Raw genomic sequence first — 26,267 nt, 5'->3', positions numbered from 1 at the left:
GGCGGTTTCATTCATGGCCTTCCCTGCCCCTTCCGCCCTACGCTGGCTGGCTCCCGTTTTGGCGGTGAGCCTTACGCTTTTGCCCGGCTGCTTTACCAACAAGCAGCACCAGGGCGAGCGCCTTTACGTGCAGCACTGCGCCAGCTGCCACGGCGAGCAGGGCGAGGGCCTAGGGCACCTGATTCCGCCGCTGGCGGGCTCCGACTACCTCGCCCAGCACCCCGGCCAGCTGGCGTGCATTATTCGCCAGGGGCTGCGCGGGCCCATTGTGGTCAATGGCGTGAGCTACAACCAGGTAATGCTGGGCGTGCAGGACACGGCCACCCACCGCCACCTCTCGCCCGCTCAGATTACCAACCTGCTCAACTATATTGAAAGCCACTGGGGCAACCGCGCCGGCCCGGCCGGCTCGCGCACCATCGCGGGCACCGACGCCGAGCTGCGCGCCTGCGGCGAACGCTAGGGTAGCGCTGCCGCGGGCGGCGGGGCTTACATTTGCTTTTCCTCTCCTTCTATTTCTTACCCCAATGGGACTCCTCGACATTTTCAAAAACAAGCCCCAGCCCACCCCGTCTGCTACGCCTACCCCAGCGCCAGTGGAGGGCACCCCTGCCACCCCCAAGGCCGGCCCCCGCTACCAGGGCTCCAACTACGTGGCCCCCGCTGCGCCCACGCCGGTGCCGGCTCCCGGCCAGCAATTCGTGGCACCGCCTATGCCCGAGCCCGGCGACATGCCCGAAATGCCGGAGCTGCCCTTCCAGCCCGAAAACATTCTGGAAGAGCTATTGCTGCTGGCAACTATGAACGAGGCGGCGCGCCCCGACTTCTACCGCGCCCTGCTAGGCGAGGAAATCTTGCTGGTGCTGGCCCCGCAGGAAGGCCAGGCGCCCGGCGAGGTGGTGCTTGAAGAAGGCGCCCAGATTCAGCTGCAAGTGCTGCAAGACAATAAGATACCCGTTTTCTCGTCGGTGGCCCGCATGAGCGACGGCGGCGTCGACAACAGCCCCGTAACCTACGTGCGCCTGCCCGGCCACGCGTTTTTTCAAATGACCCAGGGCCAGGATGTGGTGCTCAATCCCTTCTCGGTAGCCGGCAAACTGCTGCCCGCCGACGAAATCGGGGCCATGCTCAGCGGCCAGCTCACCCAGCCCGGCGGCCTGCCGCCCGATGCTCAAGTAACTCTCAGCCAGCCCGAGAACATGCCCGAGGGGCTCGAAGACAGCCTGCGCACCTTCGGCGCTACCGTACCCAGCATACGCGCCATCTACCTGGCCCAAATGACGCTAGCCAACGACCCCAGCCAGCCCGCGCGCCTGCTGCTGGCTTTCGACACCACCGACCAGAACCCCGAGTTTCTGCCCCAGCTCGGCCCCGCTCTCGAAGGCCGCACCGGCGAGTTCCAGCACGTAGACCTTATGCTACTCGACCTGAACTCGGAAGAAGGCGTGAACCCCTACTTCAAGATGCCCGAGGTAGAGCCGGTTTACGTCGTAGCCTAGGTATACCCGCGGCCCCTAGGGCACCCGCCGGGGCTAGCGGGTGCCCTAGGGGCTAAAAAAGCAGCGGCGCATCTGGTAGTTCCAGGTGCGCCGCTGCTTTTTTTAAGGGATAGCTCCGGGCTCGGGCTGGCTAGGCCGGCACTGCCTCGGCCGCTTCGTGGCGCGTTATCAGCTTGGCAAACAGTGGCTTTAGACCCACGTACAGGGCCGCCACTACCGGCACGGCAGCCAGCGCCCACAGCATGAGCGCCCCTAGTTCGGCGCGCCACAGCAGGTGCAGCACGCTGCCCCAGCCCTCGGTACTGCCCATGTGCTTGATTTGCTCAAAGGTGAGGTGCGCCACTTTTTCGCCTTGCCCCAGAATGGTGGCGCCCCAGCGCAAAAACGGCAGCAGCAAAATAATCTGCACCGGGCTCATCAAGTGGCACACCAGCTGAATGGCGGCCACGTTGAGCCGCAGCCGCAGGGCGGTGGCGGTGCTCACAATGGTAGTGAGGCCAAAGGTGGGCGCCAGCCCAAAAGCCACCCCTAGGCCCACCGTGAGGGCCAGGCTACCCGGCGAAAGGCCTGCTTTAAGCAGGCTCATAAAAGGGTCGAGCAACCGGCGCTGCACCCAGGTGCGGGGCGCCGGCTCGGGCACCGCCCGCACCCCGGCAGCCGAAATGGAAGTAATAGTCATGGGCGTAACTAGCGGGCCGAATAACTGTTAGCAGCGAGCGCGGTTGAGGTACCAGGCCCGGCGGCGACCAACGGGACCGCTCCTTTTTTACCCGCTTTGGAATAAAATGTTGTCTTCCCGGCGTTAAGTTTAGTATGCCCAGTTCCTTACCCGTTACCGCTCACCCGCCCCTGCACCACCGCTCCTGGTGGGTTGAGCAGTACCTTTTGCTGCGCCGCGCGGCCCGCGAGCTCGGCGCCAACGACCCCCTGCGGCTGGGCGCGGCCACGGCCTTTTTCACGTCGTTTGCCCTGCCGCCCATCGTCATTATTCTGGTGCAGCTGCTGGGCTCGGTGTATTCGGCCCGCGGCGCCCGCCTGATGCTATTTACCAAGCTCAGCCAGCTCATCGGCGCCTCGGCCACCGGCCTGGTGGCCCAAACGGTGCACAACGTGGGCAACGCCGGCCGTACACGGCTCATCACCTGGCTGGGGTTTGCGTTTCTGGTATTCGTGGCCACCACGCTGTTCACCGTTATTCAGCACTCGCTCAATCAGTTGTGGCACGTGCGCCCGCGCCGGCAGATTAGTCAGGTATCGGTGGCCCTGCGCGAGCGGCTGCGCTCGAGCGGCGTGCTGCTGGCCACGGCCGGGCTGTCGGTGCTGGCCTTTTCGGCCGATGCCGCGCTGGCTTTTTTCAATCAGGCCATTGTCAGCTTCGGCGTCACGTTTGCCACTTACCTGGTGCAGGGGCTGAATGCGCTGGCGAGCCTGCTGATTCTGGCCACATGGTGCGGCTACGTCTTTCGTACCCTCAGCGCGGCCAAGGTACCCTGGCGGGCCGTGCGGCGCGGGGCCCTGCTCACGGCCGTGCTCATCGAAACTGGCGTGCGCGTGCTAGGACTGCTGCTGGTTTCGCGCGACCTAGGTCCTATATATGGCCCGGCGGCCAGCCTGGTGCTAGTGCTATTGTTCGTATTCTACTCCGCCATGATTTTTTATTTTGGCGCCTCCTTTACCCAAGTGTATGCCCACCACGTGGGCCTCGACATCCGGCCCAAAAAATCGGCCGTGCGATATCGGCTGGTGAATGTGGCGGAGGAGACGCATGGGTAATGAGAGCAATGGGTAACTGGCGTAATGAGTTTGCTGCTTCTAGGCAGTAGAATCATCACCCCAATTACTCATTACTCTCATTACCCATTCCCCCCATTACCCGTGAAGTACCTTTGCCGGATGCAAGCTGATTCCGCCGCCCCGGCCACTTTTTCTGATTTCAACCTTCCGGCCCCGCTCCTCCAGGCGTTGGAAGAGCTAAACTTTACTCAGCCCACGCCCGTGCAGGCGCTGGTGCTGCCCCCCGCCTTGGAGGGGCAGGACGTGGCCGGCCAGGCCCCCACTGGCTCGGGCAAAACCGCTGCCTACGGCCTTGCCATTCTGGCCCAAATCGACCCCAAAGCCAAGGCCGTGCAGGCCATCATCATTGTGCCCGCCCGCGAGCTGGCGCTGCAAGTGCGCGAGGCCATCAAGGGCCTGGGTAAATACATGGATGCGCCCGGCCTGCGCGTAGCGGCCCTCTACGGCGGCCACGCCATGCGCGACGAAGTGCAGACCTTGCAGCAGACGCCCCACGTGGTAGTGGCCACCCCCGGCCGCCTGCTCGACCACCTAGAGAAGCGCAACATCATCCCCAACCAGCTTAAAGTAATGGTGCTGGATGAGGCTGATAAACTCCTGGAATTGAAGTTCCAGCAGGAGATGGCCACCATCGTAAGCCGGCTACCTAGGCGGCGGCAGACGCTGCTGTTTTCGGCCACCATGCCCGACAAAGTAATGGCCCTGGTGCGCGAGTACTTGACCCGCCCGCGCCTGCTCACGGCCGAGGGCGGCCTGGTGCCCGGCGCCGCGGGCGAGGGCGGCGCGGCCGTTATGCCGTCGTCGCTCACGCTGCGCGGCCACGTGCTGAATGCCGTGGAGCAGAAGCCCGCCGCGCTCTACCACCTCTTGCAGCAGCCCGAAACGGGGCAGACGCTCATCTTCGCCAACACCCGCGACAAGGTGCAGGAACTGGCCCAGTTTCTGCGCGGCCGGGGCGTGGCGGCCGAGGTGCTGCACGGCAAATTGCCCCAGCCCGAGCGCGACAAAGCCCTAATGAAGCTGCGCAACAACTCGGCCCAGGCGCTGGTGGCCACCGACGTGGCCGCCCGCGGCCTCGACGTACCCGCCCTCGATACGGTCATCCAGTACGACCTGCCGCACGATGCCGAAACCTTCCAGCACCGGGCCGGGCGCACGGCGCGGGCCGGCCTAGCCGGCACCGCCCACCTGCTCGCCACCCCGCCCGAGCAAACCCGCGTGCAGGGCTGGCCCGCCGCCCAGTCGGTGCAGTGGGCCCGCCTTACGCCCCCTAACCTGCCCAGCGCCAGCGCCGACCGCCCCGCCCGCCCCGAAACCGTGACGCTGCACATCACGGCCGGCAAAAAGCATAAAGTGAGTGCCCACGACCTCGTCGGCGCCATTATCAACGTCGGCGGCCTAGGCCGCGACGACATCGGCCGCATCGAAGTGTTCGACTTCTACTCCTACGTGGCCGTGCCCCGCAAGCAGGCGCAGGACGTGAAAGAGCGCCTGAACGGCGCCAAGGTCAAAGGCGTGAAAGTGCGCGTGACGGACGTGGAGTAGTAGCCGCGCCTGGCAGTTCACGTTCGGCTGACTGTTCGCTTATGAACACGAACTACTATGTTCGCGCTACCACATCCCTAGGTGTAACGCCTGGCCACTTCCTGCGATATACTAGCTGCAACTGGTGCCCAATGCCCCGATTCGCACTTCCGCTATGTTATTCGCCATTCTGCTGCCCGGCATCTCGATGATATTTCGGGGCCACGTGCTAAAAGGTATTTTGTGCGGCGTACTGCACCTGACTTTAATCGGCTGGATACCCGCCGCCATTTGGGCGATATTCTCCTATCAGCAGGACCAGGCTGAGAAGCGCCACCGCGAAACCCTGGACGTGCTGGCCCGTCAGGGTCAGCACTAGCGCTTACCTATGCCCAAGTCACCCCCCCGCCAGCTCCTCTTCATCTGTAGCCAGAACCGCTGGCGCAGCCTCACCGCCGAGCGGCTTTTCGACGGGCACCCCACCGTGCAGGTCCGCTCGGCAGGTACCGAGCCGGGGGCCCGCGTGCGGGTGGCGGCCGGGCACCTAGGGTGGGCCGATGTGGTATTTGTGATGGAGAAGAAGCACGCCGACCGCTTGCGGGCTAAATTCAAGGACGAGCTGCGGGGTAAAGCGTTGGTTAACCTGCGCATTCCTGACGACTATCAGTTTCAAGATGCTGCGCTCGTGGCGCTGCTGCGCGAGCGGCTGGTTGAGTACTTCGGCGCCGACCTATTAGCCGCGCCGTAGCGGGCGCGCGTGTACTTTTGTTTCTATGAAATTTACCGTTGGTCAGATTGCCCAGGTGGTGGGCGGCACCGTCGAGGGCGACGAAAACGCCACTGTATCGAGCCTGGCAAAAATTGAGGAAGCCGATGCCGGCGCGCTGGCCTTTTTGGCCAATGCCAAATACGAGCACTTTCTATACACCACCAGGGCCACGGCCGTGATTGTCAGCCCCGAGCTGGTGCTGCGCCAGCCGGTGGCGGCCGCCCTCATCCGGGCGCCCGAGCCCTACCTGGCGTTTAGCAAGCTTCTGGAATTTTACCAGCAGGCTACCCGCACGGCGCGGCGCGGCGTAGAGCAGCCCGCCCACCTGGGCGAAAGCTCCACGATTGGCGCGGGACACTACCGCGGCGCTTTTTCGTACATCGGCGAGGGCTGCGTGCTGGGCGAGAACGTGCTGATTTTTCCGCACGCCTTCATCGGCGACCGAGTTCGTATTGGCGACAACACCATTATTCACGCCGGCGCCAAGATTTATGCCGATACGGTCATCGGCCAGCGCTGCGTGGTGAAGGCCGGTGCGGTGGTCGGCACCGACGGCTTCGGCTTCGCGCCCCAGGCCGACGGCTCGTACAAGGCCATTCCGCAGATTGGCAATGTGGTGCTGGAAGATGACGTGAGCATCGGCGCCAACGCCACCATCGACTGCGCTACCATGGGCAGCACAATCGTGCGGCGCGGGGCCAAAATCGACAACCTAGTGCAGCTGGCGCACAACGTGGAGGTGGGTAGCCATACAGTTATCGCCTCCCAAACGGGCATTGCGGGCTCGGCTAAAATCGGGGATTTCTGCGTGATAGCGGGGCAGGTAGGCATGGCCGGGCACGTGTCGCTGGCCAACAAAACCACCGTCACGGCCCAATCGGGCATTGGCAAGACGGTGCGGCAGGAAGGCACCTTCCTGCAGGGCTCCACGGCCTTCGACTTTAAGCAGAACCAGCGGGCCCAGGTTGTTTTCCGGCGCCTACCCGAGCTGGAGAGCCGCGTGATTGCCCTAGAGAAAAGCCTGCCAGCGCCGGAAAAGCTTTAGCTTTGCGGCTGCCTTGAGCTGTTAGCTATTAGTCATTAGCTGCTAGCCATCTCCCATTGTACCTCCATTGCCCGGTTTTCTTACAAGGCCAGCAGTTAGTAGCCAGTAGCTAAGGGCCGATTAAAGGCCCCCGCTAGATAATGAACGATAAACAACACACTGTTAAGGCTCCCGTGACGGTACGGGGCATCGGCCTGCACACCGGCGTCGAGGCGACCATGACCTTCTGCCCCGCCCCGGTGGGCCACGGCTACAAGTTTCAGCGCATCGACCTGCCCGGCGAGCCCATCGTGGATGCCGACGTCGACAACGTGGTGGACCTCTCGCGGGGCACTACCATCGAGCAAAACGGCGCTCGCATCAACACGGTGGAGCACACGCTAGCTGCGCTGGTGGGCTTGCAGCTTGATAACGTGCTGATTAAGCTCAGCGGGCCCGAGCCGCCCATCATGGATGGCTCGTCGGCCGAGTTTATAAAGGCCCTGCACACGGTGGGCTTTGAGGAACAGAACGCGTTGCGCAACTACTATGTAATTCCCGACACCATCCGCTACGTGGACAACGCGCGGGGCGTGGAACTGGCGGCCCTACCGCTGAGCGACTACCGCCTCACGGTGATGGTAGACTACAACTCGCCGGTGCTGGGCTCGCAGCACGCCACGCTTACCGATATCAATCAGTTCGAGAGCGAGATAGCTAGCTCGCGCACCTTCTGCTTTTTGCACGAACTGGAGTATCTGTACAAGTCGAACCTCATTAAGGGCGGCGACCTTAGCAACGCCATTGTGGTTGTGGACCGCGCCGTGGGCGAAGACGAGCTTGACGAGTTGGCCGCCATGCTGGGCAAGCCCAAGGTATCGGTCAAGAAGGAAGGCATTCTCAATAACGTGGACCTGCGCCACAAAAACGAGCCCGCCCGCCACAAACTACTCGACATTGTGGGCGACCTCGCCCTGGTGGGCCGCCCGCTGAAGGGCCAGATTTTGGCCGCCCGGCCCGGCCACGCGGCCAACGTGGCGTTTGCCAAGAAAATCAAGAAGAAGATGCTGGAAGACCGCACCAGTCCGGTGCCGTTCTACGACCCCGCCCGCGAGCCGGTGATGGACATCAACCGCATCATGCAGGTGCTGCCCCACCGCTACCCCTTCCTGCTGCTCGACAAAGTAATTCACCTGGATAGCCAAATGGTGACGGCGGTGAAGAATATTACGATGAACGAGCCGTTCTTCCAGGGCCACTTCCCCGGCAACCCAGTGATGCCCGGCGTAATGCAGATTGAAGCCATGGCCCAGACGGGCGGCATTCTGGTAATGAACACCGTGCCCGACCCCGAAAACTACTGGCAGTATTTCCTAGGTATCGAGAATGCCCGCTTCCGCAAGAAGGTGCTGCCCGGCGACACCATTATCTTTCACTGCGTGCTTACGGCCCCCATCAAGCGCGGCATCGCCAAGATGAAAGGCCAGGCCTTTGTGAACGGCAAAGTGGTGTGCGACGCCGAAATGAGCGCCGCCATCGTGCGCAAAGACAACGTTTAATTTTTAAGTTAAGAGTTGAGAGTTAAGAGTTAAGAGTTGATTTTTCCCACTCTGGCAGGCCCGCCCTACCAACTCTTAACTCTTAACTCCTAACTCTTAACTATCCCAAAATGCTTTCTCCCCTCGCCTATATCCACCCTGCTGCCCGGCTCGCGCCGGGGGTTACCGTTGAGCCGTTCACTACCATTTACGGCGACGTGGAGATTGGCGAAAACACCTGGATTGGGCCGAACGTAACCATCATGGACGGAGCCCGGATTGGGGCCAACTGCCAGATTTTTCCGGGGGCCGTAATTGCGGGCGTGCCGCAGGATTTGAAGTTTGCCGGGGAGGTAACGACCGCTGAGATAGGCGACTACACCGTACTGCGCGAGTGCGTAACCGTGAACCGCGGCACCGTGGACAAGGGCCGCACGGTGGTGGGTAGCCACTGCCTGCTGCAAGCCTACGTGCACATTGCCCACGACTGCCTGGTGGGCAACCACTGCGTGATTTCGAACTCGACCCAGATGGCAGGCCACGTGCAGGTAGGCGACTGGGCCATTATCGGGGGCACCTCGGCCATCCACCAGTTCACCAAGATTGGGGCGCACGCCTTTATCGGGGGCGGCTCGTTGGTGCGCTCCGACGTGCCACCCTTCGTGAAGGCCGCCCGCGAGCCGCTCACCTACGCCGGCATCAACTCGGTGGGCATGAGCCGCCGGGGCTTTGGAGAGGCGCAGGTGCACAGTATGCACGAGCTCTACCGCATTCTCTACCTGAGCGGCCTAGGTATGCAGGAAGCCCTGGCCCGCATCGAAGCCGAGATAGCGCCTTCGGCCGAGCGCGACTTGGTGCTGGAATTCATTCAGTCGGCCGAGCGGGGCATCATCAAAGGCCCCGGCCGCCGCAAGAGCGAGGAAAGTGCAGATTGAGGCCCTCGGGCTGGGCCGGCGCTACGGCCGCCAATGGATTTTTCGGGAGCTGAGCCATGTCTTTCGGCCCGGCACGGCCACGGCCGTGCTCGGGCCCAACGGCGCGGGCAAGAGCACCCTGCTCAGCATTTTGGCGGGCCAGCTACTGCCAACTAGCGGCGAGGTGCGCTACACCCTAGGCGGCCGGGCGCTGCCCGTGGCCGACGTACCGCGCCAGCTGGCCTACTGCGCCCCGTACCTGGAGCTACCGGAGGATTTTACGTTGCTCGAGCTGCTGGCTTTCCACACCCGCCTCAAGCCCTTGCGGCCGGGCCTGACGGCCGCCGGGCTGGTCGAGCTGATGTACCTGACCAAGGCGCGGCACCAGCCCATCCGTGAGTTTTCGTCGGGCATGAAGCAGCGCCTCAAGTTGGGGCTGGCCCTGTACGCGGCCACGCCGCTGCTGCTGCTCGACGAGCCCACTACCAACCTCGATGCCACTGGCACGGCCTGGTACCTGGAGCACGTGGCGCGGGTGCGCACCGCCGACCGCCTGGTCATTGTTTCCTCCAACGTACCGGCCGAGTACGCCTTTTGCGAGGCGCAAGTACGTATCACGGACTACCAGCGCGGAGCCTAGGCGCCTGGCCAGAGCACAGCACCTGAACTACTACCTAGGGTTTAACTAGGATGAAGTAGCTACTTGCTCCACAGTATTTTATTAAGCGCGTATCTCTTACCGACTTCCTTGTCGAAGTCGGTAAGAAGTAGCTATCCAGCTAGCCGCATCATGGCTGGCGGCCAGTAATGGCTGCACGTGCACGGCGGCGCTCAGCTGCCGTTGGTCCTGAGGGCCCGCGTACACCGTCAGGCCCAGGCCGCTGGTGGCCGGCGCGGCCTGCGTGAAGCGGTTGGTACCCGCACCGCCGTCCAGCCACACGGCAAAGCCCGGCGCCAGGCGCCCCCGCAGCTCAAAGTGGTCATTGCCACCTAGGCCGTACACGCGGAGCCGGCGCGTGTGGCGCACGTCGTAGCGTTGCTCGCCCAACAGGGTATCGGGCCGGGCGGGGCGCGGGGCCCACACCTGCAGACGCAGGCGGCCCGGGCCATCGGCCTGCACTACGAAGCGCTCGGCGGCATCGGTACCAAGCACCACCGCATCGACTTGCAGCGCCCGGTAGTAGCGGGCCGCCGCCGCGGGCAGCAACCCGCGCCGCACGCGCAGGGCCGGCAGCAGCTCGCGCGCCATGAGGGGGCGCACCTCGGGCGGCACGGTCAGCAGCGCCTGGGTGTACACCGAATCGGCCAGGTGGCGGGCCAGCGAGGCGGCTTCGGCGCGGAACACGGCCTCGGGCAGCAGGGCCAGCACCGTTTCATCGAGCGGCCGGGCCGTGACCGTCAGCGGGTCGACCTGCCCCAGCGTGGGGGCCGCGTTGAACGTCTGAAAGCGGGGCCGCAACCACGACAAGGCCCGCGTGAGCCAGCCATCGTCGAAGCGGAAAAAGGCTTGGTCGCGGTCGCGCGGAATGGGTCGAAACTCAGTGCCGCCGGCCTTGGTAAAAGCGGCCCAGCGCCACTGGTCGGCGCGGCGGCTCCAGTCGCCCAGCAGGATGTCGAGCAGCCGGGCGCGCAGGTAGCGGCGGGCATCTACGCGGGCCGTAGGGTGGGCCAGGATGGTGCGCAGCATCTGCTCGGAGCCCATTACCAGGCGGGCGCCCCCAAAACTTGGCGCGTGCGTTTGGTTGCGGTCCGGGCGCTCTTCCAACAGGTAGAGCGCGGGCTGAAACTGCGCACGGAACCCACCCAACACCGTATCGGGCAGCAGGTATACCAAGCGCGGGTTGGTGTGGTACACGCCCACCGCCTTGGCCAGCGCCGCCGCGATGTAGGCGCCGTAGGGCGGGGCGGCGCAGGTTTGGTCGCGCAGCACCGGCGCGGCCAGGCGGCCCCAGCCGGTGGCCAGGCGGCGGCTCAGGTCCTTATCGACGGAACGCAGCACGAAGGTGCGCCCATCGGCGGTGTGCAGGCGCAGCGTATTGGTTTGAAAGCTGCCGCCTACCTGCACGGGCTGCAAGCTAGCCGCCCCCAGGCGCAGCACGGGGGCCGTCACGGGCACGGCCCACAGCTGGCGGTAGTGCTGCCCCCAGAGGCGGCGCCACCACCAGCCGCGCTGGGCGTAATGTGCCCCCGCCGCCACGCGCACCCACGCCGAGTCGGGCCCAAACACCGGCCTAGCCCCGGTGCTGGCAGAAGTAGCGGGCTCGGCGCAGCCCGCTAGCACCCCGCTACCCAGCAGCAGGCTGGCTAGCACTGCCCGGCCCGCGTTAACCTTATAAATAGCTGTAACAACCACTAGAGTATCGTGAGCAATAGCTTAATAGCGCGCTTGGCTCGCCGCGCACCGCTGCCTTTGCGGCCAGGCAGCTGAGGGAGCCGGCGTTATAGCGCAGCCCGCGCCGGGAGGTTGCCCTGCATGGGTCAGCTTATCTTTTCTGGCTGGCCTGCGTTGAAGTAGTCAGCTGCCTTCCTGCCCGCTGTGGGGATTATTCTATCTCAATTTTGCGCACTATTACTTTTTCTTTTTTTTGTTGTAGTCTGGCGTTAGGCTTTGCCACCGGCTGTGCTCGCAAGAATTTTTTTCAGCCCGATGCCCAAGTACCGGCTGGGGCGGTACCCACCGCGCAGCTCGCCACGGCCGACAGCGTGTGGGCCAGGGCCGGCCACCACTACAACCGGCACGGCTGGTTTTTTCGCCGCCTGATGGGCCCGCACCACCGGGCCGTGTGGGCAGCGCCAGTGCGAGTGCCCGTGTTTCGGCTGGCCTCGGCCGATAAGGCAGCGGGTGCTTTCAAGCCCACCAAGCTGGGCGGCGGCTTTCAGAGCACCAGCCTGACGCTGGAGGCGGCTGATGGCCGGCCCTACGTGCTGCGCTCGCTCGACAAGGACCCAGCCCCTATTTTACCCAAGCCCTACCGCAAGACGTTTATTACGAATGCCCTGCGCGACGGCACCTCAGCCGGCAACCCTTACGGGGCGCTGGTAGTGCCGCCGCTGGCCCAGGCGCTGGGCGTGCCCCACACGCACCCGCGCATCTTCTACGTGCCGCTCAACGAAACCCAGCTTACGGTAGATAACGCCAACGAGCGGCTGCGGGGCAAGCTTGTGCTACTCGAAGAAAAATACGATGGCAAGCGGGTGAGCTCGCCGCTACTGCCCCAGGCCCGGGGGTTTGTCGATGATGAGGACATGCGCAAACGCATCTACGCGCACCCAGCCGACCGGCCCGACGAGCAGGCCCTACTGCGGGCCCGCCTGCTCGACGTGCTCATCGGCGACTGGGACCGCCACTCTGGGCAGTGGCAGTGGGCCGAGCTGCCCGACCCGACCCACGCCGACCGCCGCCGCTACGCGCCCGTGCCCAAGGACCGGGACCAGACTTTCTACCGCGTTTCGGATGGGCTAGTGGGTTGGCTGGGCACTCGCCGGTTCACGGTGCGCCACTTGGTTACCTTTAAAAAGCACATCCGCGACGTACAGGCACTCACCGGCCAGGGGCGCTTCGTGGACCAGCGCGGCATCTCGGAGCTTACGCGCCGCGACTTTGACCAGGCGGCGCGCTACGTGCAGCAGCACCTGCCCGACTCGACCCTAGCCCGCGCCGTGCGGCGCCTGCCCCCGGCCGTGTATGCGCTGGAAGGGCCGCGCCTGCTGCGCAACCTGCGACACCGCCGCGACCAGCTGCCCGCCGTGGCGCGCAAGTATTACTTGCTAAAAGCGCGTACCCCCGTGGTGGCGGGTACTGACCAGGCCGATTTTTTCCGGGTGCAGCGCACCCGCGACTCGACTACCGTACGCGTCTACAGCCAAGCCCTAGGGGCCGACTCTCTGTATTTCCAACGCACGTTTTTCAATAAAGAAACCCGCCGCCTCACCCTGGAAGGCTTAGGCAGCAACGACACGTTTGAAGTAACCGGCCGCGGCCTGCCGCTGGTGCTGCACGGCGGGGCCGGCCAAGATGTGGTGCGCCCTGCGGGCGGCACCCGCATAGAATTTGGCCAGGAGGCCAACGGCAACCTAGACGTGCCCCGCCCTCGCACCGACAAGGAAGCGCTGAAGAACTACGACCGGTTGGAAGATGAGTAGTTCAATGAGCAATTAATAATGAGCAATGAGCAGGCCGAACTGTTAGTCTGTTCATTGCTCATTATCAATTGCTCATTGAAACTAAACTTCCGCCAGCATTTCCAGCACGAGGTGCTCGACGGGCGAAAGCTCGTCCTGGTCGGCGGGGTCGGCGTCGTGGCGGCGCAGGTATTCAACGAGCCGACCGGACTTAAACAGCTCAACTACCTGCGGGTGGATGTAGTATTTGGTGCACACGGTGGGCGTGTTGCCTAGGTTGCTGGCAACTTCTTTTACGGCTTTGCGCACTACTTTTTCGGGGGCCAGGTCGGGCTCCTGGTGCAGCACGGCCTCAAGGCAACTCACCATTTTGACGGTGCCGCCCCAGGTGCGGAAATCCTTGGCCGACAGCGCTAGTCCGGTGTGCCGATGCAAGTACTCATTGACGTGGCCCGACTCCAGCGGGTGGCGGTGGCCATCGGCGCCGTAAAACTGAAACAGGTGCTGACCGGGAATCTCCTTGCACTTGCGTACCAGGCGAGCCAGCTTCTGGTCGTGCAGGGTTACGTCGTGGGGCACTCCTTTTTTGCCAACGAAGGAAAAGCGCACGTCGGCCCCCTTGATAGTCACGTGGTCGTCGAGCAGGGTGCTCAGGCCATAGCTCTGGTTTTTCTTAGCGTACTCCTCGTTGCCGATGCGAATGAACGACTGGTCCATGAGCGTGAGCACCAGTGCCACCACTTTGTCGCGGTCGAGGCCGGGGCGGGCCAAGTCCTTTTTAAGGTGCTGGCGCAGCTCGCCGAGCTTCTGCCCAAAAGCCAGCAGGCGCGAAAACTTGGTAAGCGAACGGGCCGCGTCCCAGGCCGGGTGGTAGCGGTACTGCTTGCGGCCGGCCGCGTCGTGGCCCGTCACTTGCAAATGCAGCCTAGGGTCGGGCGCAATCCACACCTCAGTCCAAGCCGGCGGAATCACGAAGCTGTGGATGCGGTCCAGCGTTTTGGCATCCTTGATGGGGTGGCCTTTGGCATCCAGGTACTGAAACTCACTTTTACCGGCGGCGGCCTCGCGGCGCAGGCCGGGGCCGTTATCGGTGCCGTAGTGCAGGCCGGCCAACTCGGCTTGGCGGGCAGGGTCTTTATAGAGTTCGTGTGCGGCCAGTTCGGGCAGCGGGACCAGGTTTTTCTTGCGGGTTTTGGGGCGAGGAACGGCGTGGGCGGCGGTGGGCATGAACGCGGAGCTAAAGAGAGCAGTAGGTATCAGCGCTTACGTAATTTTACCGTTGTGGTAGGTATCGGCATAGGCAGAAACCTTCATTTCTAGGTCAGAAACCCCCGCCCGCCGTAGGTTTGCCAAATGGAGTTAGGTCTTTGGTTTTCGGATGCCCTCGATTGGGCCGATGCGCTCATTACGCGCACGGCGGCCCGCCTAGGTCGCCTGCGCCCGCTGCACCTCGATGCGTACCGCAGCTATGGCACGCCCCACCGCTTCTACCTGAAGGGCCGCCTGCTGGCCGACCGCGGCCTCACGCCCCAGACCGAGGCCGACTCGCCCTGGCGCAATTTCCAGGCGATGTACCGGCGCTTCAACAGCCGCGAGATAGCGGGCGCCCGCATTCTGGTGGCCATGCCCGCCGGGCTCGACGCCTACGTCACGACCGATAAGGGCGGCTACTTTACCCTGGCCCTCGACCCGCCCGAGCTGCCCGCCGCGCACGACTACCTCTGGCACCCGGTGCCGGTGCAGCTGAGCGAGCTACCGCCCCGCTTCCGGGGGCTGCGCGGGGCGGTGCGGGCCACGGCGCAGGTGCTCATTCCGCCCGCCACGGCCGAGTTTGGGGTTATTTCGGACCTCGACGACACCGTGATTGTAACGCGCGCCACGCACGTGCTGCGCATGCTGCGCACGGTGCTTTTTCGCAATGCCTACTCGCACGAGCCGCTGGCGGGCGTGGCGGCGTTCTACCAGGCGTTGCAGCGCGGACAGAGCGGCCGGCCCGACAACCCGTTTTTCTACGTCAGCTCCTCGCCCTGGAACCTGTACGACGTGCTGGAGGACTTCCTGCGGCTGCGCGGCATTCCCCTAGGTCCGCTTTTGCTGCGCGACTCGCTGCTGCGGGCCCCGGCGCTGCGGCCCGGCGAGGTGGCCTCCAGCAACGACTCGCTGCACCACGGCCACAAGCTGCGCGAAATCAAGCAGTTGCTAGACACTTACCCCGACCTGCCCTTTATCTTACTCGGCGACAGCGGGCAGCACGATGCCAACATCTACGCCGAGGTCACCCGCCAACACCCGGGCCGCATCCTAGTCATTTACATCCGCGATGTGGGTGTGCCCGCCCGCACCGCGCTCGTGACGCCGGTGGCCGACGCCCTGCGGGCCGAAGGCGGCGTGGAGCTGGTGGTGGTGCCCGATTTTAAGGCCGCCGCCGCGCACGCGGCGAGCCTAGGGCTCATCACGGCCGAGGGGTTGGCGCAGGTAGAGGCGGCCAGCCAGGAAGCGGAGGAGTAATGTTTAGTTTGGCGGCCGGCGGGCCTTGCCCGACCTTTGCCGCTCGCTCCGTTTATCCTTCTGCCCCGCGTTTTGGCCCAAGCCGTACCAACTCTTCTTCCCTCCTGGCGCACCGTGCTGCGCGTGAGCCTGCAAACGGCGGCGGCCCTTTTCCTCTTATCGGTGGCCTGGGTGTTGGTGTACCGCTGGGTGCCGCCGCCCGCTACGTGGCTCATGCTCGACCGCCGCGCCCACGCGCCGATGGGCTTGGGCTACTACGGCATTCAGCCCAGCCCGCGCCACGTAGGCTACCGCTTCAGCACCCTCGATGAGGTGGCGCCCAGCGTACCGCTGGCCGTGGTCGCGTCCGAAGACCAGCGCTTTTTACTGCACCACGGCTTCGACCTCGATGGCATGTGGAGCGCGGCCCAGTACAACTGGCACCGCGCCGAGGGCAAGCCCGTGCGCGGCGGCTCCACCATCTCGCAGCAAGTAGCCAAAAACGTGTTCCTGTGGCACGGCCGCTCCTACGTGCGCAAGGCGGCCGAGGCGTACTTCACCATTCTCATCGAAACGCTCTGGAGCAAGCGCCGCATCATGGAAATGTACCTGAGCGTGGCCGAAATGGGCGACTGCACCTTCGGCGTGGAGGCCGCCAGCCAGCGCTACTTCCATAAGTCGGCGCGCAGCCTGAGCCCGCCCGAAGCCGCTCTTCTGGCCGGCGTGCTCCCCAACCCGCTGCGCTTTCGGGCCAGCCAGCCGGGGCCGCAGGCGCGGGCCAAACAGCTGCGCGTGCTACGCAAAATGCGCTCCTTAGGCGGGTCGGCCTACGTGGCTACCTTGCTGAATGAATAGGTGGCCAATACCCCCTAGGTAGGCGGCGGGCCCGCAGTTCAGCTTCGAGGCCCGGCGCACGGGCGATGCTAAACTGCTACCTACATTTCCCGCAGCCTTGCATTAATTCAACACTTTCTTAGCTAGCTCATGCCCAAGCTACTACTTAGCCTCGCTTTAAGTCTTTTATTTAGTTTCGCAGCTCATGCGGCGCCCCCGGCGCCCACGCCGGCCGCTACCCGCCAGGCCATTGCCAAGGTGCTGGCTACCCAAACGGCCGCCTGGAACAAGGGCGATGTTGCCGGCTTCATGGTGGGCTACTGGCACTCCGACTCGTTGGTTTTTATCGGTAAAAAAGGCCTCACCTACGGCTGGCAGCCCACCCTCGACAACTACCGCAAAAGCTACCCCGACGCCACCCAAATGGGCCAGCTCGACTTTAGTAATCTGCACATCACCCCACTCGCGGCCGACGTGGCGCAGGTGGTGGGCCGCTGGCACCTGGCCCGCCCCGGGGCCGCCGCGGGTGACTTGCAGGGCCATTTCCTACTCATTTTTCGGCGCCTAGGTGGCCAGTGGGTTATCGTGGCCGACCACTCCAGCTGAGTCAATATCCCCCTCCATCCATGGCCATTGCTAGCCTGCTCAACGAGCTGAGAAACTACCTCACGGATACGTTCGCGCTGGTTGACCAGTGGTTTGACCAGCCGGCCGCGCTGCGAGAGTATCGGCCGGCTGACCTGGGCTGGACCACTAATGAGGTTTTGGCGCACATCGGTCTCACCAATCATTACCTGCTCATTCTTATTCAAAAAGGCACTACCAAAGCCTTGGCCAACACCCAAGGCCGAGACTTGGCCGCGGAGCTGGCAACCTATCAGTTTCCCCGTGAGAAACTGGCTGCTATTGGGGTGCTGCATGCTTTCGACTGGGTTCGCCCCGCGCACATGGAGCCGCACCACAACCAATTGCCGCTGCCGGCCATTCGCCAGCAGCTACGCGACCAGTTGGTCCAAGCCCTGGGCTACCTCAACCAGCTCACTAATGGGGAAGGCCTGCTTTACCAAACTACCATGAGCGTGAATAACATAGGCAAACTTAACGTGTACGAATACTGTTACTTCCTGGCGCAGCGCGCGCGCCGCCACCTGACGCAGATGCAGGAGAATACCGATGAGTTTAGTGCAGCGGTAGCTTAGTAAGTAATGAGATTTACTCGGCGTGCCTACTACTTTTTATTGCGCTTTCCGTATATTTGCTATCTCATCAGCCACTTAGCCACTATGATTATGAAAAAGACAACTGCCTTCTCCTCGCTACTGCTGCTGGGCGGCCTAGGTTACCTCACGGCCCGGCTGGCTACGCTCAATCTAACCTTTTCGCTGCGGGGCGAAGAAGACCACCACTACTTGTAGACCTGCAACTTAAAGCTATTTTTATGCAAAAAGCCTCGCCATTAGCGGGGCTTTTTGCGTAGGCATTGGGCGCTGGCACCGACATTTGCCGGCTGTCTTTTTTTACCACCAGCACGCCGGGCCGCTGGGCCGGCTGCTACATTCGACCTTCTCCGTGACGCTCGACACCAATCAACAACAAGTAAGCTACATCATTGGCCGCGACCTGGCTCGCAACTTTGCGCAGCAGGGCCTGGAGCTTGACATCGATACCCTGGCCGCCGCCCTCAAGGAAGGCTTGGCCGGCGAGCCTAGCCGCTTGGACCAGGAGCAAATGCAAGCCGCCATGCAACAGCTGCAAGAGCAGCTCGGCGGGGAAGCAGAAGATGACGACGACGACGACACCCAATCAACTACTATGAATAACAATAAAGCGGAAGGCGAAGCCTTCCTGGCCGAAAACGCCCAAAAGCCCGGCGTAACCACCTTGCCCAGCGGCTTGCAATACGAAATCATCACGGAGGGCACGGGCGCCAAGCCGACCCTGCGCTCGTCGGTGACCACGCACTACCACGGCACCCTGCCCGACGGCAAAGTGTTTGACAGCAGCTACCAACGCGGCCAGCCGGCTACCTTCCCGGTAAACGGCGTAATCGCGGGCTGGACCGAAGCCCTGCAACTGATGCCCGAGGGCTCGAAGTGGCGCCTCTACATCCCGTCGGACCTCGCCTACGGCAAGCGCGGCGCGGGCCGCGACATCGGCCCCGACTTGGCGCTGGTGTTCGACGTGGAGTTGCTGAAAGTAAATAACTAAGCTACCATAGTGCCCGAGCCATCGCTTGTCCCGCCCGACCAGCCCCCCACGGGACCTAGGATGCCGGCCTCCGTGCCGGCGCCGGCGTGGGTGCAAAGCAGCACGGCTCTTACCGGCCAAGGCTCGGCAGCACCTTCTACTCCTGCTGTAAGCTCACTACCGGAGGCCGCTGTGCCTCCGGTAGTTGAGCTGCCGCAGCCTCCCCCACCGCTGCCATCGCTGCCCACCGTGCAGAGCCCCGATGGCCGCCTGGTGCTGACCGATACGCACCTTACCGTGCTCGGCCAAACCTTTGGGCTGCGGGAGCTGGAGCGGGCCGAGGTGCACCACGTGCGCTGGGTGCTGTGGGTGCTGCTGGGCGGCCTGGGGCTGGCCATCGTGCTCATCGCCTTTTTGCAAAATTGGCTGCGTACCGGGCCCGCCATGCTGGGCCTGGCCACCACGGCGCTGCTGCTGGCCTACGGGCAGCGCGGCACCAACCGGCTGCGGCTGTGGCGGCTCAGTAGCTCGGCCACGCATTTCGCGCTCCCCGGCGACTTGCCGCTCTGGCAGCGCCTGGTGAGCGAGCTAAACCGCCGCATCGTGCGCACTCACGACCGCGCAGCGGCCGAAGCCGCGTACTTGCTGGCCCTGGCCGCGGCGGAGCACGCTGCTCGCCAAGCCGCCGCCCCCGATTCTACCTTTCCAAGCTCATCCGCGTAAGAGCCACTTGTAATGAGGGGGACGCTTCGCGCGATTATCCGCCGCTAGCCACGTGCCAGTCTGGTTACGCTCATCTTTTAGTGTCTGACTTGCCGCATTTTTATTACCCGAACCGTTTCTTATGAGTTCTAAATCTTCCCACACCGCCATATCCGGGGCCGGGCTGCTTATCGCGCTCGGCATCATCTATGGCGACATCGGCACGTCGCCGCTGTACGTGATGAAGGCCATCGTACCGGCCCTCATCGACCCTAAGCTGGTGCTGGGGGGCATCTCCTGCGTTATCTGGACGCTGACGCTGCAAACGACCATCAAGTACGTGCTGCTGACGCTGAACGCGGACAACAACGGCGAGGGAGGCATTTTTTCGCTCTACGCCCTGGTGCGGCGGCGCGGCGCTTGGCTGTCGGCCGTGGCCATCATCGGCGGAGCGGCGCTGCTGGCCGATGGCGTGATTACGCCGCCCATTTCGGTGGCGTCGGCCATTGAGGGCTTGCAGGCCAAGTATCCCAGCATCCCGACGGTGCCTATCGTTATCGGTATCATTGCGGGGCTATTTCTACTCCAAAGCTTTGGTACCCAGATAGTGGGCAAGGCGTTCGGGCCCATCATGTTCTTGTGGTTCAGCATGCTCGGCATTCTGGGCGCTACCTGGGTGGCCAAAGCGCCCATTATCCTTCAGGCGTTTAACCCCTACTACGCCTACGACTTGCTGGTCAACTACCCCGGCGGGTTCTGGCTGCTTGGGGCAGTGTTTTTGTGCACCACCGGGGCCGAGGCCTTGTATTCTGACCTAGGGCACTGCGGCAAGGGTAACATCCGTATCAGCTGGACTTTTGTAAAATCTACGCTGCTGCTCAATTACCTAGGTCAGGGCGCGTGGCTGCTCTCGCACCAGGGCCAGCAGTTGGGCGGGCGCAACCCGTTTTATGAGCTGATGCCCTCGTGGTTTTTGCTGCCCGGCATTGCGCTGGCTACAGTGGCGGCCATTATTGCCTCGCAGGCGCTCATCACGGGTTCATTCACGCTGGTGGCCGAGGCCATTCGCCTGAATATGTGGCCCAAAGTGAAGCTCAATTACCCTACCGACGTGAAGGGCCAACTCTACGTACCGAGCATGAACCGCTTGCTGCTGCTGGGCTGCATCGGCATTGTACTGTATTTCCGCGAAAGCTCTAACATGGAAGCGGCCTACGGCCTGGCCATCACGCTCACTATGCTGATGACCACCATCTTGCTGACCATGTGGCTCTGGCGCATCAAGCGGGTGACGCCGCCGCTCATCGTGCTGTTTGTGCTCGTGTACGGGTTGATTGAGGGCGCCTTTTTGGTGGCCAACCTGGTTAAGTTTCCGCACGGCGGCTGGGTTTCGCTAGCCATTGGCGCTGCGCTCATGGCCGTGATGTACGTGTGGCTCAAGGCCTACTACATCAAGCGCCGCCTCACCGACTTTGTGAAGATGGAGCCCTACATCGAGCCGCTCAAGCAGCTCAGCAACGACGAGTCGATTGGTAAATACGCCACCCACCTGGTGTTCCTGACGTCGGCTGAGCGGCCGAGCGAGATTGAGCAGAAAATCATCTACTCCATCTTCCAGAAGCGCCCCAAGCGGGCCGACATCTATTGGTTTATCCACGTTGACACCACCGACGAGCCATACACGATGGAGTACAAGGTGACCGAGTTGGCCTCCGATGATGTGTTCCGCATCAACTTCCGGCTGGGCTTCCGGGTGCAGCAGCGCATCAACCTGTTCTTCCGCAAGGTGGTGGAAGACTTGGTGCGCAATAAGGAAGTGGACATTACCTCGCGCTATTCCTCGCTCAGCCAGCGCCACGTGGTGGGTGACTTCCGCTTCGTAGTGCTCGAGAAGTACCTCTCCATCGAAAACGACTTTCCCACCATCGAGAAGCTCGTGATGCAGTCCTACTTCTACCTCAAGCAGTTTATCTCGGGTGAAGCCCAGTACTTCGGCCTCGACACCTCTTCGGTGAAAGTGGAGAAAGTGCCGCTGGTAATTACCCCGGTGAGGGAAGTAGCCCTGACGCGCATCAAGTAGCCACTGGGTTTAGGATGATAACAATTTCGCCCGCCGGGCACCTCTCCGCAGGTGGCCGGCGGGCGAAGCTGCGTTTGGGGCGGCTGCCCATGGGCACTGGCCAATTGCTTGCCTCAACACTAAAAAAAAGTTAACCCGCAGGGTGGCTTCGGCAACGCCCTAGGTCGGCTTTACTTACCCTGAAGAGGCCTTGCCACTAGCGTTGAGGCTACTTGGGCGGCAGCTAATCGCCAGTCGCAGCGGGCCGTATGCCAGGGAGGTGCTGCCGGTCGGCAGGGCTTTTTTCCACCTTTCCGCATCCCGTATGATACTCCGCTTAGACGAACTGGCGCTTGATTTGCCCAAACCCAAAAATCCGTCGGCCAACGATGCGGCTGCCATCCAGGAGCTGCTAGGTGGCAAATTTGGGGAGATGAGCACGCTGATGAACTACACGTTCCAGTCGTTCAACTTCCGGGGGCGCGACCGGCTGCGCCCATTTTACTCGCTCACCGCCGCCATCGCGGCCGAGGAGTATTCGCACATTGAAGCCGTCAGCTACGCCATCAACCTGCTGCTGACGGGCACCACCAAGCGCGACCCCGACCCCGTATCGGGCCCGCTGGTGGGCGCGGCCGATGCCCGCAACACGCACCACTTCATTGCCAGCGGCCAGGCGGCCTTGCCCATGGACTCGATGGGCCGCCCCTGGACCGGCGACAACGTATTCAGCTCGGGCAACCTGCGCCTCGATTTGCTGCACAACTTCTTTCTGGAGTGCGGCGCCCGCGCCAATAAGATGCGGGTGTACGAGATGGTAACCGACCCCTGCGCCCGCACCATGGTGGGCTACCTGCTGGTGCGCGGCGGCCTGCACGTGTACGCCTACGCCCTGGCTCTCGAAAAGCTAACCGGCGTCGACGTGAAGAAGCTCATGCCCGTGCCTAACCTCTCGAACAAAGCTTTCCCCGAGGCCCGCGAGTTTATGAAGCACGGCCTGCACCGCGAGCTCTACACCTTCTCGGCCAATGCCTACAAGGAAACGGCCTTCATCTGGAACGGCGAGCACCCCGAAGACGGCTCGCAGCTGGTGGTGAAGGAAGGCGCCATCAAAGGCGTGCCCTACCCCGTGCTCGAAGAAGAGCCCCAGCTCAACTCGCCCGGCGAGGATGATTTTGACCCCGAAATGTTTGCCGACATCGCCAAAAAGCTCGGTCTCGAAAAGGAGCTGCGCGCCTATCGGTAAGGAGTAGGTTTTGAGTAGCGACGGTTCCTTACTACTCATTTCCAGGACCTAGGAAAAAGAAAGAGCCCCGGCCAGTAGGCCGGGGCTCTTTCTTTTTCCTAGGTCCTGCTACTTACCCAGCCACTTGGCCAGCAGGCGCTGCTGGTCGGGCGTGGCCGTGGCCGCGGGCTGAATCTGGTACTTCTGGTCGGGGTCGGGCGCCAGGGTCAGGTTGAGGTCGTGGGTTTGGGCGCCGTGCTTCACTTGCAGCTTGAGGGCGGTGCCGGCGGGGCTGCCCAGCACGGCCTGCTTGAGGACATCCTCGGTGGGCGCGGCGCCGTTGAGCTGCAGTATCTCGTCGTTCACGTTGAGGCCGCCGGTCCAGGCTACGCCGTCGCGCTTCACGGAGGTTACCACGAAGCGCCCGCCGCGGCTGGCAATCGTGGCGCCTAGGGTGCCATTGGGATTGGCGGGCGCGCTCGTGATACGCAGGCCTACGTAGCCCAAGGCGGTGGCGTAGTCGAGGGTGCGGGTGTTGTAGACGTAGTTCTGGAAGAAGTCATCGAAGCGGCGGCCGGCCACTTCGGCCACCGCATCCTGGTACTCCTGGTCGGTGAAGCCGCGCTTCAGGCCCTTGTAGTACTTGTCGTAAAGCAAGCGAAACACGTCGTCGATATGCTTCTGGCCGTTGGTGGCTTGCACAAGCATCAGGTCGAGCACCATACCCACCAGTTCGCCCTTGTCGTAATAGCTGATTTCCGAGTTTTTCGAGTTCTCATCGGGCCGGTAGGCCCGAATCCAGGCGTCGAAGCTCGCCATGGCCACCGGCTGCAGCTTGTTGCCGGGCTGATTCTCCACGCCGCCAATAACGCCCGCCAGAATGTCGAAATACTCCTGCGCCGAGTAGAAGCCCGCCCGTTGGGTTATCTGGTTGGCCATGTATTCGGTCTGGCCTTCGCTCACCCACAGCATGTGCGTGTAGTTCTCGCGGTCGTAGTCAAACGGCCCCAGGGCGATGGGCCGGATGCGCTTCACGTTCCAGAGGTGGAAGTACTCGTGGGCCACCAGACGCATGAAGTTCTTGTACGCCACCTCCGAGGTGTAGGTGCCCGGCCGGGCACCTAGGGTGGTCGAGTAAAGGTGTTCCAAGCCGCCGCCGCCCGCCTCCGTGTTGTGCACGATGAAGAGGTAATGGTCGAGCGGATTCTGGCCCACCACGCGCTGGGCCTCCTCGGTCACGCGTTTCATGTCAGCCACTAGGCGCGGCTCATCGGCGGTGAAGGGGCCGAACATCGCCATCTGGTGCGGCGTGTTATTGGCGGTGAAGTTCAGCAACTTCTGGGCCCCCACTTCAATCGGTGAATCAGCTAGCTCGTCGTAGCTGGCCGATTGGTACGTGAACTTCTGCATGCCGGCGGCCGGGCGCAGGGCGGTGCTCACGGTGCTCCAGCCCGCGGCGGGCTGCACCGTCACCTGGCTGCTCAAGTCCTTGTAGCCGGCCGGGTACATGAAGATGCTGCTGCCGAGGGCAAAGCCGTGGTCGGCGTCGATGTAGCTCGTGCGCACGCTCAGCTCGTAGGCATACACGCCGTAGCTCACCTGGAAGCTGCTTTGCTTGGGGTGGCGTACCCGCCAGGTGTTCTTATCGAGCTTCTCTACGGCCAGCGGCTGCCCGCCCGCCGTGGCTTGCAGCCGCTCGACGTGCCGCGCAAACTCGCGCACCAGGTAAGAGCCCGGCGCCCACACCGGCATTTTAATATCGGTGTATTCGCGCTCGAAGCCGCGCAGCTCCATCTTCACCTCAAAATAATGGGTTTGGGGCGCGGGCATGGCCAGGGTGTAGCGCAAGCTGGCGTTGCCTTTATCAGCCGGGGCCGCCAGCGCGGTGGTAGCGCCTCCTTTTAGCTTGGTTTTAACTTTAGTTTGGGCAGCCACGGGGATGGCCGCCAGCAGGCCCACCACCAACGTGGCGCGGCTTAGAGCAGAAACGGTTTTTAGCATAGCTGCAAAGAAACGACCCGCGCCGGGCTGCGCCAACCGCCCAAAGCCGCGAACCTGCGCCCGGTCTTGGGCGTTAGGCTGGGCACTACCCTCTTATTTGGCTTCTCTATGCGCTTTATCTGGCTATTATTTGGGGGGCTGCTGGCCGTCGTACTTGCCACCGGTTGGCACTATCAGCACCCTAGGGCAGTCGAAACTTCCTTCGCTTCGCCGCCCGCGCTACCTATCCTGGCAGTGGTAGCGCGGCGGCCGGCGCCCGCGCCGCGCCCCATCCGGGCCGATAGCGTGGTGAGGTTTGCGCTGGCTCAATTGGGCATCGGCTACAGCTACGCGGGCACTAGCCCGGCCACGGGCTTCGACTGCTCGGGCTTCGTGCGGTTTGTGTTCGGCCGCTTTGCGGTAGATATGCCCCACTCTACCAGCCTGCTCATTGGGGTGGGCCAGCCGGTGCCCCGTACCCAGGCCCGGCCCGGCGATATTGTCGTGTTTACGGGCACGGCGGCGGGCAGCACCACGCCGGGCCACGCGGGCATTGTCATTTCGGACCTAGGCGAAACGCCGCTGCGCTTTGTGCACGCATCCTCCGCCAAGCGCGAGTCGGGCGTCAAAATCAGTCAGGTTGAGGGCAGCGGCTACGAACAGCGGTTTATGCAAGTGCGGCGCGTGCTGAGTGGCGGCCCGCCTAGCTCAGGGGTGGCTACCTCCCTGCCCCGCCCGGCGGCCGCCGCGGGTATAGTGGCCGCTTTGCCGCCACGCTCGGCTAAAGTGACGACGATTCCGGGGCAGCCCCTGCTGCCTCCACCGGTTACGCCGCTGCCCGTGCGGCACTGGTCAAAGCCAGCAGCGCCCACGCCAGTGGCCGCTGCCAAACGCCCGGCTTCCCGCGCGCTTTCTACCGCTCCTCGCAAGGCTGCGCCAGTTCGCCACAAAATCAAGGCTAAGACCAAGACTAAGGTGCACGCTCACGCCGTCACGGCAGCTCCAACGAAGCTCGTCACTAAACACAAGCGTAACTAACGGGCACTAAGGAATCGGGTGGGTAGGCGCAACGGTGTGGCCGTTGCTAGGTACATAGCTTACGCATTCTCAGGGGCTTAAACGCAACGATGCCCGGCTAACCCACCACGGAACTCTCACGAGTGCCGTCGGGCTAACCGGGCATCTAATCCTTCAAATCTTACCAAGCGACTTCGCTGGGGTACAGCGCCGACGTCTTACAGTTAAGACCTGTCCAACGAAAGGGAGCCGCGATACCGCAGTGCCCTCCGCCGAGCTGTTGTTTAGGCGAGTACGGCGGTGAGACGTACTACATTGGACAGGCTCGGCAGGATTTGGTTGGGACTACTAGACATTTTGTACCTCCTTTCTTTACGTTCGACATAACCCCCATCGCGCCTCCCAGCACCTTAGGGCTGCTTGAAGGGGGCCGTAGCACTCGCTACTGAATGTCAAAGTTAATTGCCGGGGCTTAGGTTCAATGCTTTTTGGAGTTTTTAGTGGCCCTTAGGCCCCGGAGAGCAGCAGTAGCCTGAAAGTCAAGGCTATTAATTTTAGGTTCCGGGCCGTATTCACACATGATGCGGAGATG

25 protein-coding genes are annotated in these 26,267 nt (G+C 63.0%); 21 read left to right on the top strand and 4 right to left on the bottom strand.

Annotated elements, in window-relative coordinates:
* Positions 1–13: 13 nt before the first annotated feature.
* Together ACFSDX_RS10365 and ACFSDX_RS10360 are read left to right on the top strand one after the other, a co-directional pair.
* Positions 14–463: a c-type cytochrome gene (locus ACFSDX_RS10365; protein WP_382313300.1), complete on the top strand. Its 450-nt coding sequence runs from the start codon at positions 14–16 to the stop codon at positions 461–463.
* A gap of 64 nt (positions 464–527) precedes the next feature.
* Complete coding sequence (locus ACFSDX_RS10360; RefSeq protein ID WP_382313299.1) at positions 528–1,499, top strand: enhanced serine sensitivity protein SseB C-terminal domain-containing protein; 972 nt, start codon at positions 528–530, stop codon at positions 1,497–1,499.
* Positions 1,500–1,629: 130 nt separating this feature from the next.
* Here the strand turns inward: ACFSDX_RS10360 and ACFSDX_RS10355 are convergent, their stop codons facing one another.
* The gene (locus ACFSDX_RS10355) at positions 1,630–2,178 is read right to left on the bottom strand and encodes a DUF2062 domain-containing protein (protein WP_382313298.1); all 549 of its coding nucleotides are present in this window, start codon (positions 2,176–2,178) and stop codon (positions 1,630–1,632) included.
* A gap of 134 nt (positions 2,179–2,312) precedes the next feature.
* On the opposite strand from ACFSDX_RS10355, the gene ACFSDX_RS10350 reads away from it, so the two are divergent.
* The 8 genes from ACFSDX_RS10350 (at position 2,313) to ACFSDX_RS10315 (ending at position 9,702) form a co-directional block, all read left to right on the top strand.
* Positions 2,313–3,272 carry a YihY/virulence factor BrkB family protein gene (locus tag ACFSDX_RS10350; protein ID WP_382313297.1) on the top strand — a complete coding sequence of 320 codons (960 nt, stop codon included), beginning with the start codon at positions 2,313–2,315 and terminating at the stop codon, positions 3,270–3,272.
* Between the two features lie 120 nt (positions 3,273–3,392).
* Complete coding sequence (locus tag ACFSDX_RS10345) at positions 3,393–4,838, top strand: DEAD/DEAH box helicase (protein ID WP_382313296.1); 1,446 nt, start codon at positions 3,393–3,395, stop codon at positions 4,836–4,838.
* Positions 4,839–4,992: 154 nt separating this feature from the next.
* The gene (locus ACFSDX_RS10340) at positions 4,993–5,196 is read left to right on the top strand and encodes a YqaE/Pmp3 family membrane protein (protein WP_382313294.1); all 204 of its coding nucleotides are present in this window, start codon (positions 4,993–4,995) and stop codon (positions 5,194–5,196) included.
* Positions 5,197–5,205: 9 nt separating this feature from the next.
* Positions 5,206–5,565, top strand: coding sequence for a low molecular weight protein tyrosine phosphatase family protein (locus tag ACFSDX_RS10335; RefSeq protein ID WP_382313293.1), 360 nt, complete (start codon positions 5,206–5,208; stop codon positions 5,563–5,565).
* A gap of 25 nt (positions 5,566–5,590) precedes the next feature.
* Positions 5,591–6,631, top strand: a complete 1,041-nt coding sequence (lpxD, locus tag ACFSDX_RS10330) for a UDP-3-O-(3-hydroxymyristoyl)glucosamine N-acyltransferase (protein WP_382313292.1) — start codon at positions 5,591–5,593, stop codon at positions 6,629–6,631.
* A gap of 140 nt (positions 6,632–6,771) precedes the next feature.
* Positions 6,772–8,169, top strand: coding sequence for a bifunctional UDP-3-O-[3-hydroxymyristoyl] N-acetylglucosamine deacetylase/3-hydroxyacyl-ACP dehydratase (locus ACFSDX_RS10325; RefSeq protein ID WP_382313291.1), 1,398 nt, complete (start codon positions 6,772–6,774; stop codon positions 8,167–8,169).
* Between the two features lie 110 nt (positions 8,170–8,279).
* On the top strand, positions 8,280–9,083 hold the full coding sequence (lpxA, locus tag ACFSDX_RS10320) for an acyl-ACP--UDP-N-acetylglucosamine O-acyltransferase (RefSeq protein ID WP_382313290.1): 804 nt from the start codon (positions 8,280–8,282) through the stop codon (positions 9,081–9,083).
* Positions 9,073–9,702, top strand: a complete 630-nt coding sequence (locus tag ACFSDX_RS10315; protein ID WP_382313288.1) for an ABC transporter ATP-binding protein — start codon at positions 9,073–9,075, stop codon at positions 9,700–9,702. Before lpxA ends, ACFSDX_RS10315 begins: the two co-directional genes overlap by 11 nt.
* A 96-nt stretch (positions 9,703–9,798) precedes the next feature.
* Here the strand turns inward: ACFSDX_RS10315 and ACFSDX_RS10310 are convergent, their stop codons facing one another.
* The gene (locus ACFSDX_RS10310; RefSeq protein WP_382313286.1) at positions 9,799–11,415 is read right to left on the bottom strand and encodes a hypothetical protein; all 1,617 of its coding nucleotides are present in this window, start codon (positions 11,413–11,415) and stop codon (positions 9,799–9,801) included.
* 206 nt (positions 11,416–11,621) lie between these two features.
* Here ACFSDX_RS10310 and ACFSDX_RS10305 point away from each other — a divergent pair, with 206 nt between their 5' ends.
* On the top strand, positions 11,622–13,205 hold the full coding sequence (locus tag ACFSDX_RS10305; protein WP_382313285.1) for a hypothetical protein: 1,584 nt from the start codon (positions 11,622–11,624) through the stop codon (positions 13,203–13,205).
* An 81-nt stretch (positions 13,206–13,286) separates the two neighbouring features.
* Here ACFSDX_RS10305 and ACFSDX_RS10300 read toward each other — a convergent pair whose 3' ends face one another.
* Positions 13,287–14,411 carry a DNA topoisomerase IB gene (locus tag ACFSDX_RS10300; RefSeq protein ID WP_382313284.1) on the bottom strand — a complete coding sequence of 375 codons (1,125 nt, stop codon included), beginning with the start codon at positions 14,409–14,411 and terminating at the stop codon, positions 13,287–13,289.
* Between the two features lie 126 nt (positions 14,412–14,537).
* On the opposite strand from ACFSDX_RS10300, the gene ACFSDX_RS10295 reads away from it, so the two are divergent.
* The 9 genes from ACFSDX_RS10295 to ACFSDX_RS10255 all read left to right on the top strand — a co-directional run bounded on the left by ACFSDX_RS10295 (position 14,538) and on the right by ACFSDX_RS10255 (position 22,699).
* Positions 14,538–15,692 (top strand): App1 family protein, encoded by a 1,155-nt coding sequence (locus ACFSDX_RS10295; RefSeq protein ID WP_382313283.1) that lies wholly within the window; start codon positions 14,538–14,540, stop codon positions 15,690–15,692.
* 72 nt (positions 15,693–15,764) lie between these two features.
* Positions 15,765–16,526, top strand: a complete 762-nt coding sequence (gene mtgA / locus ACFSDX_RS10290) for a monofunctional biosynthetic peptidoglycan transglycosylase (RefSeq protein ID WP_382313282.1) — start codon at positions 15,765–15,767, stop codon at positions 16,524–16,526.
* Positions 16,527–16,655: 129 nt separating this feature from the next.
* Positions 16,656–17,111 (top strand): YybH family protein, encoded by a 456-nt coding sequence (locus ACFSDX_RS10285; protein WP_382313281.1) that lies wholly within the window; start codon positions 16,656–16,658, stop codon positions 17,109–17,111.
* Between the two features lie 20 nt (positions 17,112–17,131).
* Positions 17,132–17,704: a DinB family protein gene (locus ACFSDX_RS10280; protein WP_382313280.1), complete on the top strand. Its 573-nt coding sequence runs from the start codon at positions 17,132–17,134 to the stop codon at positions 17,702–17,704.
* A 90-nt stretch (positions 17,705–17,794) separates the two neighbouring features.
* The gene (locus ACFSDX_RS10275; RefSeq protein WP_382313279.1) at positions 17,795–17,920 is read left to right on the top strand and encodes a hypothetical protein; all 126 of its coding nucleotides are present in this window, start codon (positions 17,795–17,797) and stop codon (positions 17,918–17,920) included.
* Between the two features lie 85 nt (positions 17,921–18,005).
* The gene (locus ACFSDX_RS10270; RefSeq protein WP_465262255.1) at positions 18,006–18,713 is read left to right on the top strand and encodes an FKBP-type peptidyl-prolyl cis-trans isomerase N-terminal domain-containing protein; all 708 of its coding nucleotides are present in this window, start codon (positions 18,006–18,008) and stop codon (positions 18,711–18,713) included.
* A gap of 171 nt (positions 18,714–18,884) precedes the next feature.
* On the top strand, positions 18,885–19,415 hold the full coding sequence (locus ACFSDX_RS10265) for a hypothetical protein (protein ID WP_382313278.1): 531 nt from the start codon (positions 18,885–18,887) through the stop codon (positions 19,413–19,415).
* Between the two features lie 121 nt (positions 19,416–19,536).
* Positions 19,537–21,474 (top strand): KUP/HAK/KT family potassium transporter, encoded by a 1,938-nt coding sequence (locus tag ACFSDX_RS10260; protein WP_382313277.1) that lies wholly within the window; start codon positions 19,537–19,539, stop codon positions 21,472–21,474.
* Positions 21,475–21,778: 304 nt separating this feature from the next.
* Complete coding sequence (locus ACFSDX_RS10255) at positions 21,779–22,699, top strand: manganese catalase family protein (protein ID WP_382313275.1); 921 nt, start codon at positions 21,779–21,781, stop codon at positions 22,697–22,699.
* 108 nt (positions 22,700–22,807) lie between these two features.
* On the opposite strand, the gene ACFSDX_RS10250 is transcribed toward ACFSDX_RS10255, so the two are convergent.
* Complete coding sequence (locus ACFSDX_RS10250) at positions 22,808–24,679, bottom strand: M61 family metallopeptidase (RefSeq protein ID WP_382313274.1); 1,872 nt, start codon at positions 24,677–24,679, stop codon at positions 22,808–22,810.
* Positions 24,680–24,787: 108 nt separating this feature from the next.
* Here ACFSDX_RS10250 and ACFSDX_RS10245 point away from each other — a divergent pair, with 108 nt between their 5' ends.
* Positions 24,788–25,696, top strand: a complete 909-nt coding sequence (locus tag ACFSDX_RS10245; RefSeq protein WP_382313273.1) for a C40 family peptidase — start codon at positions 24,788–24,790, stop codon at positions 25,694–25,696.
* Positions 25,697–26,267 lie beyond the last annotated feature (571 nt).

The organism is Hymenobacter bucti, assembly GCF_042681145.1.
Classification (GTDB): Bacteria; Bacteroidota; Bacteroidia; order Cytophagales; family Hymenobacteraceae; genus Hymenobacter; species Hymenobacter bucti.
The sequence above is the reverse complement of the archived record's forward strand: the minus strand, read 5'-3'. Positions and strand labels throughout refer to the sequence as shown.

Bases quoted from the DNA above. Each gene is read 5' to 3' on its own strand.
- ACFSDX_RS10295 (WP_382313283.1), top strand. From the start codon at position 14,538: ATGGAGTTAGGTCTTTGGTTTTCGGATGCCCTCGATTGGGCCGATGCG.
- ACFSDX_RS10280 (WP_382313280.1), top strand. From the start codon at position 17,132: ATGGCCATTGCTAGCCTGCTCAACGAGCTGAGAAACTACCTCACGGAT.
- ACFSDX_RS10255 (WP_382313275.1), top strand. From the start codon at position 21,779: ATGATACTCCGCTTAGACGAACTGGCGCTTGATTTGCCCAAACCCAAA.
- ACFSDX_RS10250 (WP_382313274.1), bottom strand. From the start codon at position 24,679: ATGCTAAAAACCGTTTCTGCTCTAAGCCGCGCCACGTTGGTGGTGGGC.
- ACFSDX_RS10350 (WP_382313297.1), top strand. From the start codon at position 2,313: ATGCCCAGTTCCTTACCCGTTACCGCTCACCCGCCCCTGCACCACCGC.
- ACFSDX_RS10365 (WP_382313300.1), top strand. From the start codon at position 14: ATGGCCTTCCCTGCCCCTTCCGCCCTACGCTGGCTGGCTCCCGTTTTG.
- ACFSDX_RS10260 (WP_382313277.1), top strand. From the start codon at position 19,537: ATGAGTTCTAAATCTTCCCACACCGCCATATCCGGGGCCGGGCTGCTT.
- lpxA (WP_382313290.1), top strand. From the start codon at position 8,280: ATGCTTTCTCCCCTCGCCTATATCCACCCTGCTGCCCGGCTCGCGCCG.
- ACFSDX_RS10275 (WP_382313279.1), top strand. From the start codon at position 17,795: ATGAAAAAGACAACTGCCTTCTCCTCGCTACTGCTGCTGGGCGGCCTA.
- ACFSDX_RS10325 (WP_382313291.1), top strand. From the start codon at position 6,772: ATGAACGATAAACAACACACTGTTAAGGCTCCCGTGACGGTACGGGGC.
- ACFSDX_RS10345 (WP_382313296.1), top strand. From the start codon at position 3,393: ATGCAAGCTGATTCCGCCGCCCCGGCCACTTTTTCTGATTTCAACCTT.
- ACFSDX_RS10340 (WP_382313294.1), top strand. From the start codon at position 4,993: ATGTTATTCGCCATTCTGCTGCCCGGCATCTCGATGATATTTCGGGGC.
- ACFSDX_RS10245 (WP_382313273.1), top strand. From the start codon at position 24,788: ATGCGCTTTATCTGGCTATTATTTGGGGGGCTGCTGGCCGTCGTACTT.
- ACFSDX_RS10285 (WP_382313281.1), top strand. From the start codon at position 16,656: ATGCCCAAGCTACTACTTAGCCTCGCTTTAAGTCTTTTATTTAGTTTC.
- lpxD (WP_382313292.1), top strand. From the start codon at position 5,591: ATGAAATTTACCGTTGGTCAGATTGCCCAGGTGGTGGGCGGCACCGTC.
- ACFSDX_RS10360 (WP_382313299.1), top strand. From the start codon at position 528: ATGGGACTCCTCGACATTTTCAAAAACAAGCCCCAGCCCACCCCGTCT.
- ACFSDX_RS10335 (WP_382313293.1), top strand. From the start codon at position 5,206: ATGCCCAAGTCACCCCCCCGCCAGCTCCTCTTCATCTGTAGCCAGAAC.
- ACFSDX_RS10300 (WP_382313284.1), bottom strand. From the start codon at position 14,411: ATGCCCACCGCCGCCCACGCCGTTCCTCGCCCCAAAACCCGCAAGAAA.
- ACFSDX_RS10355 (WP_382313298.1), bottom strand. From the start codon at position 2,178: ATGACTATTACTTCCATTTCGGCTGCCGGGGTGCGGGCGGTGCCCGAG.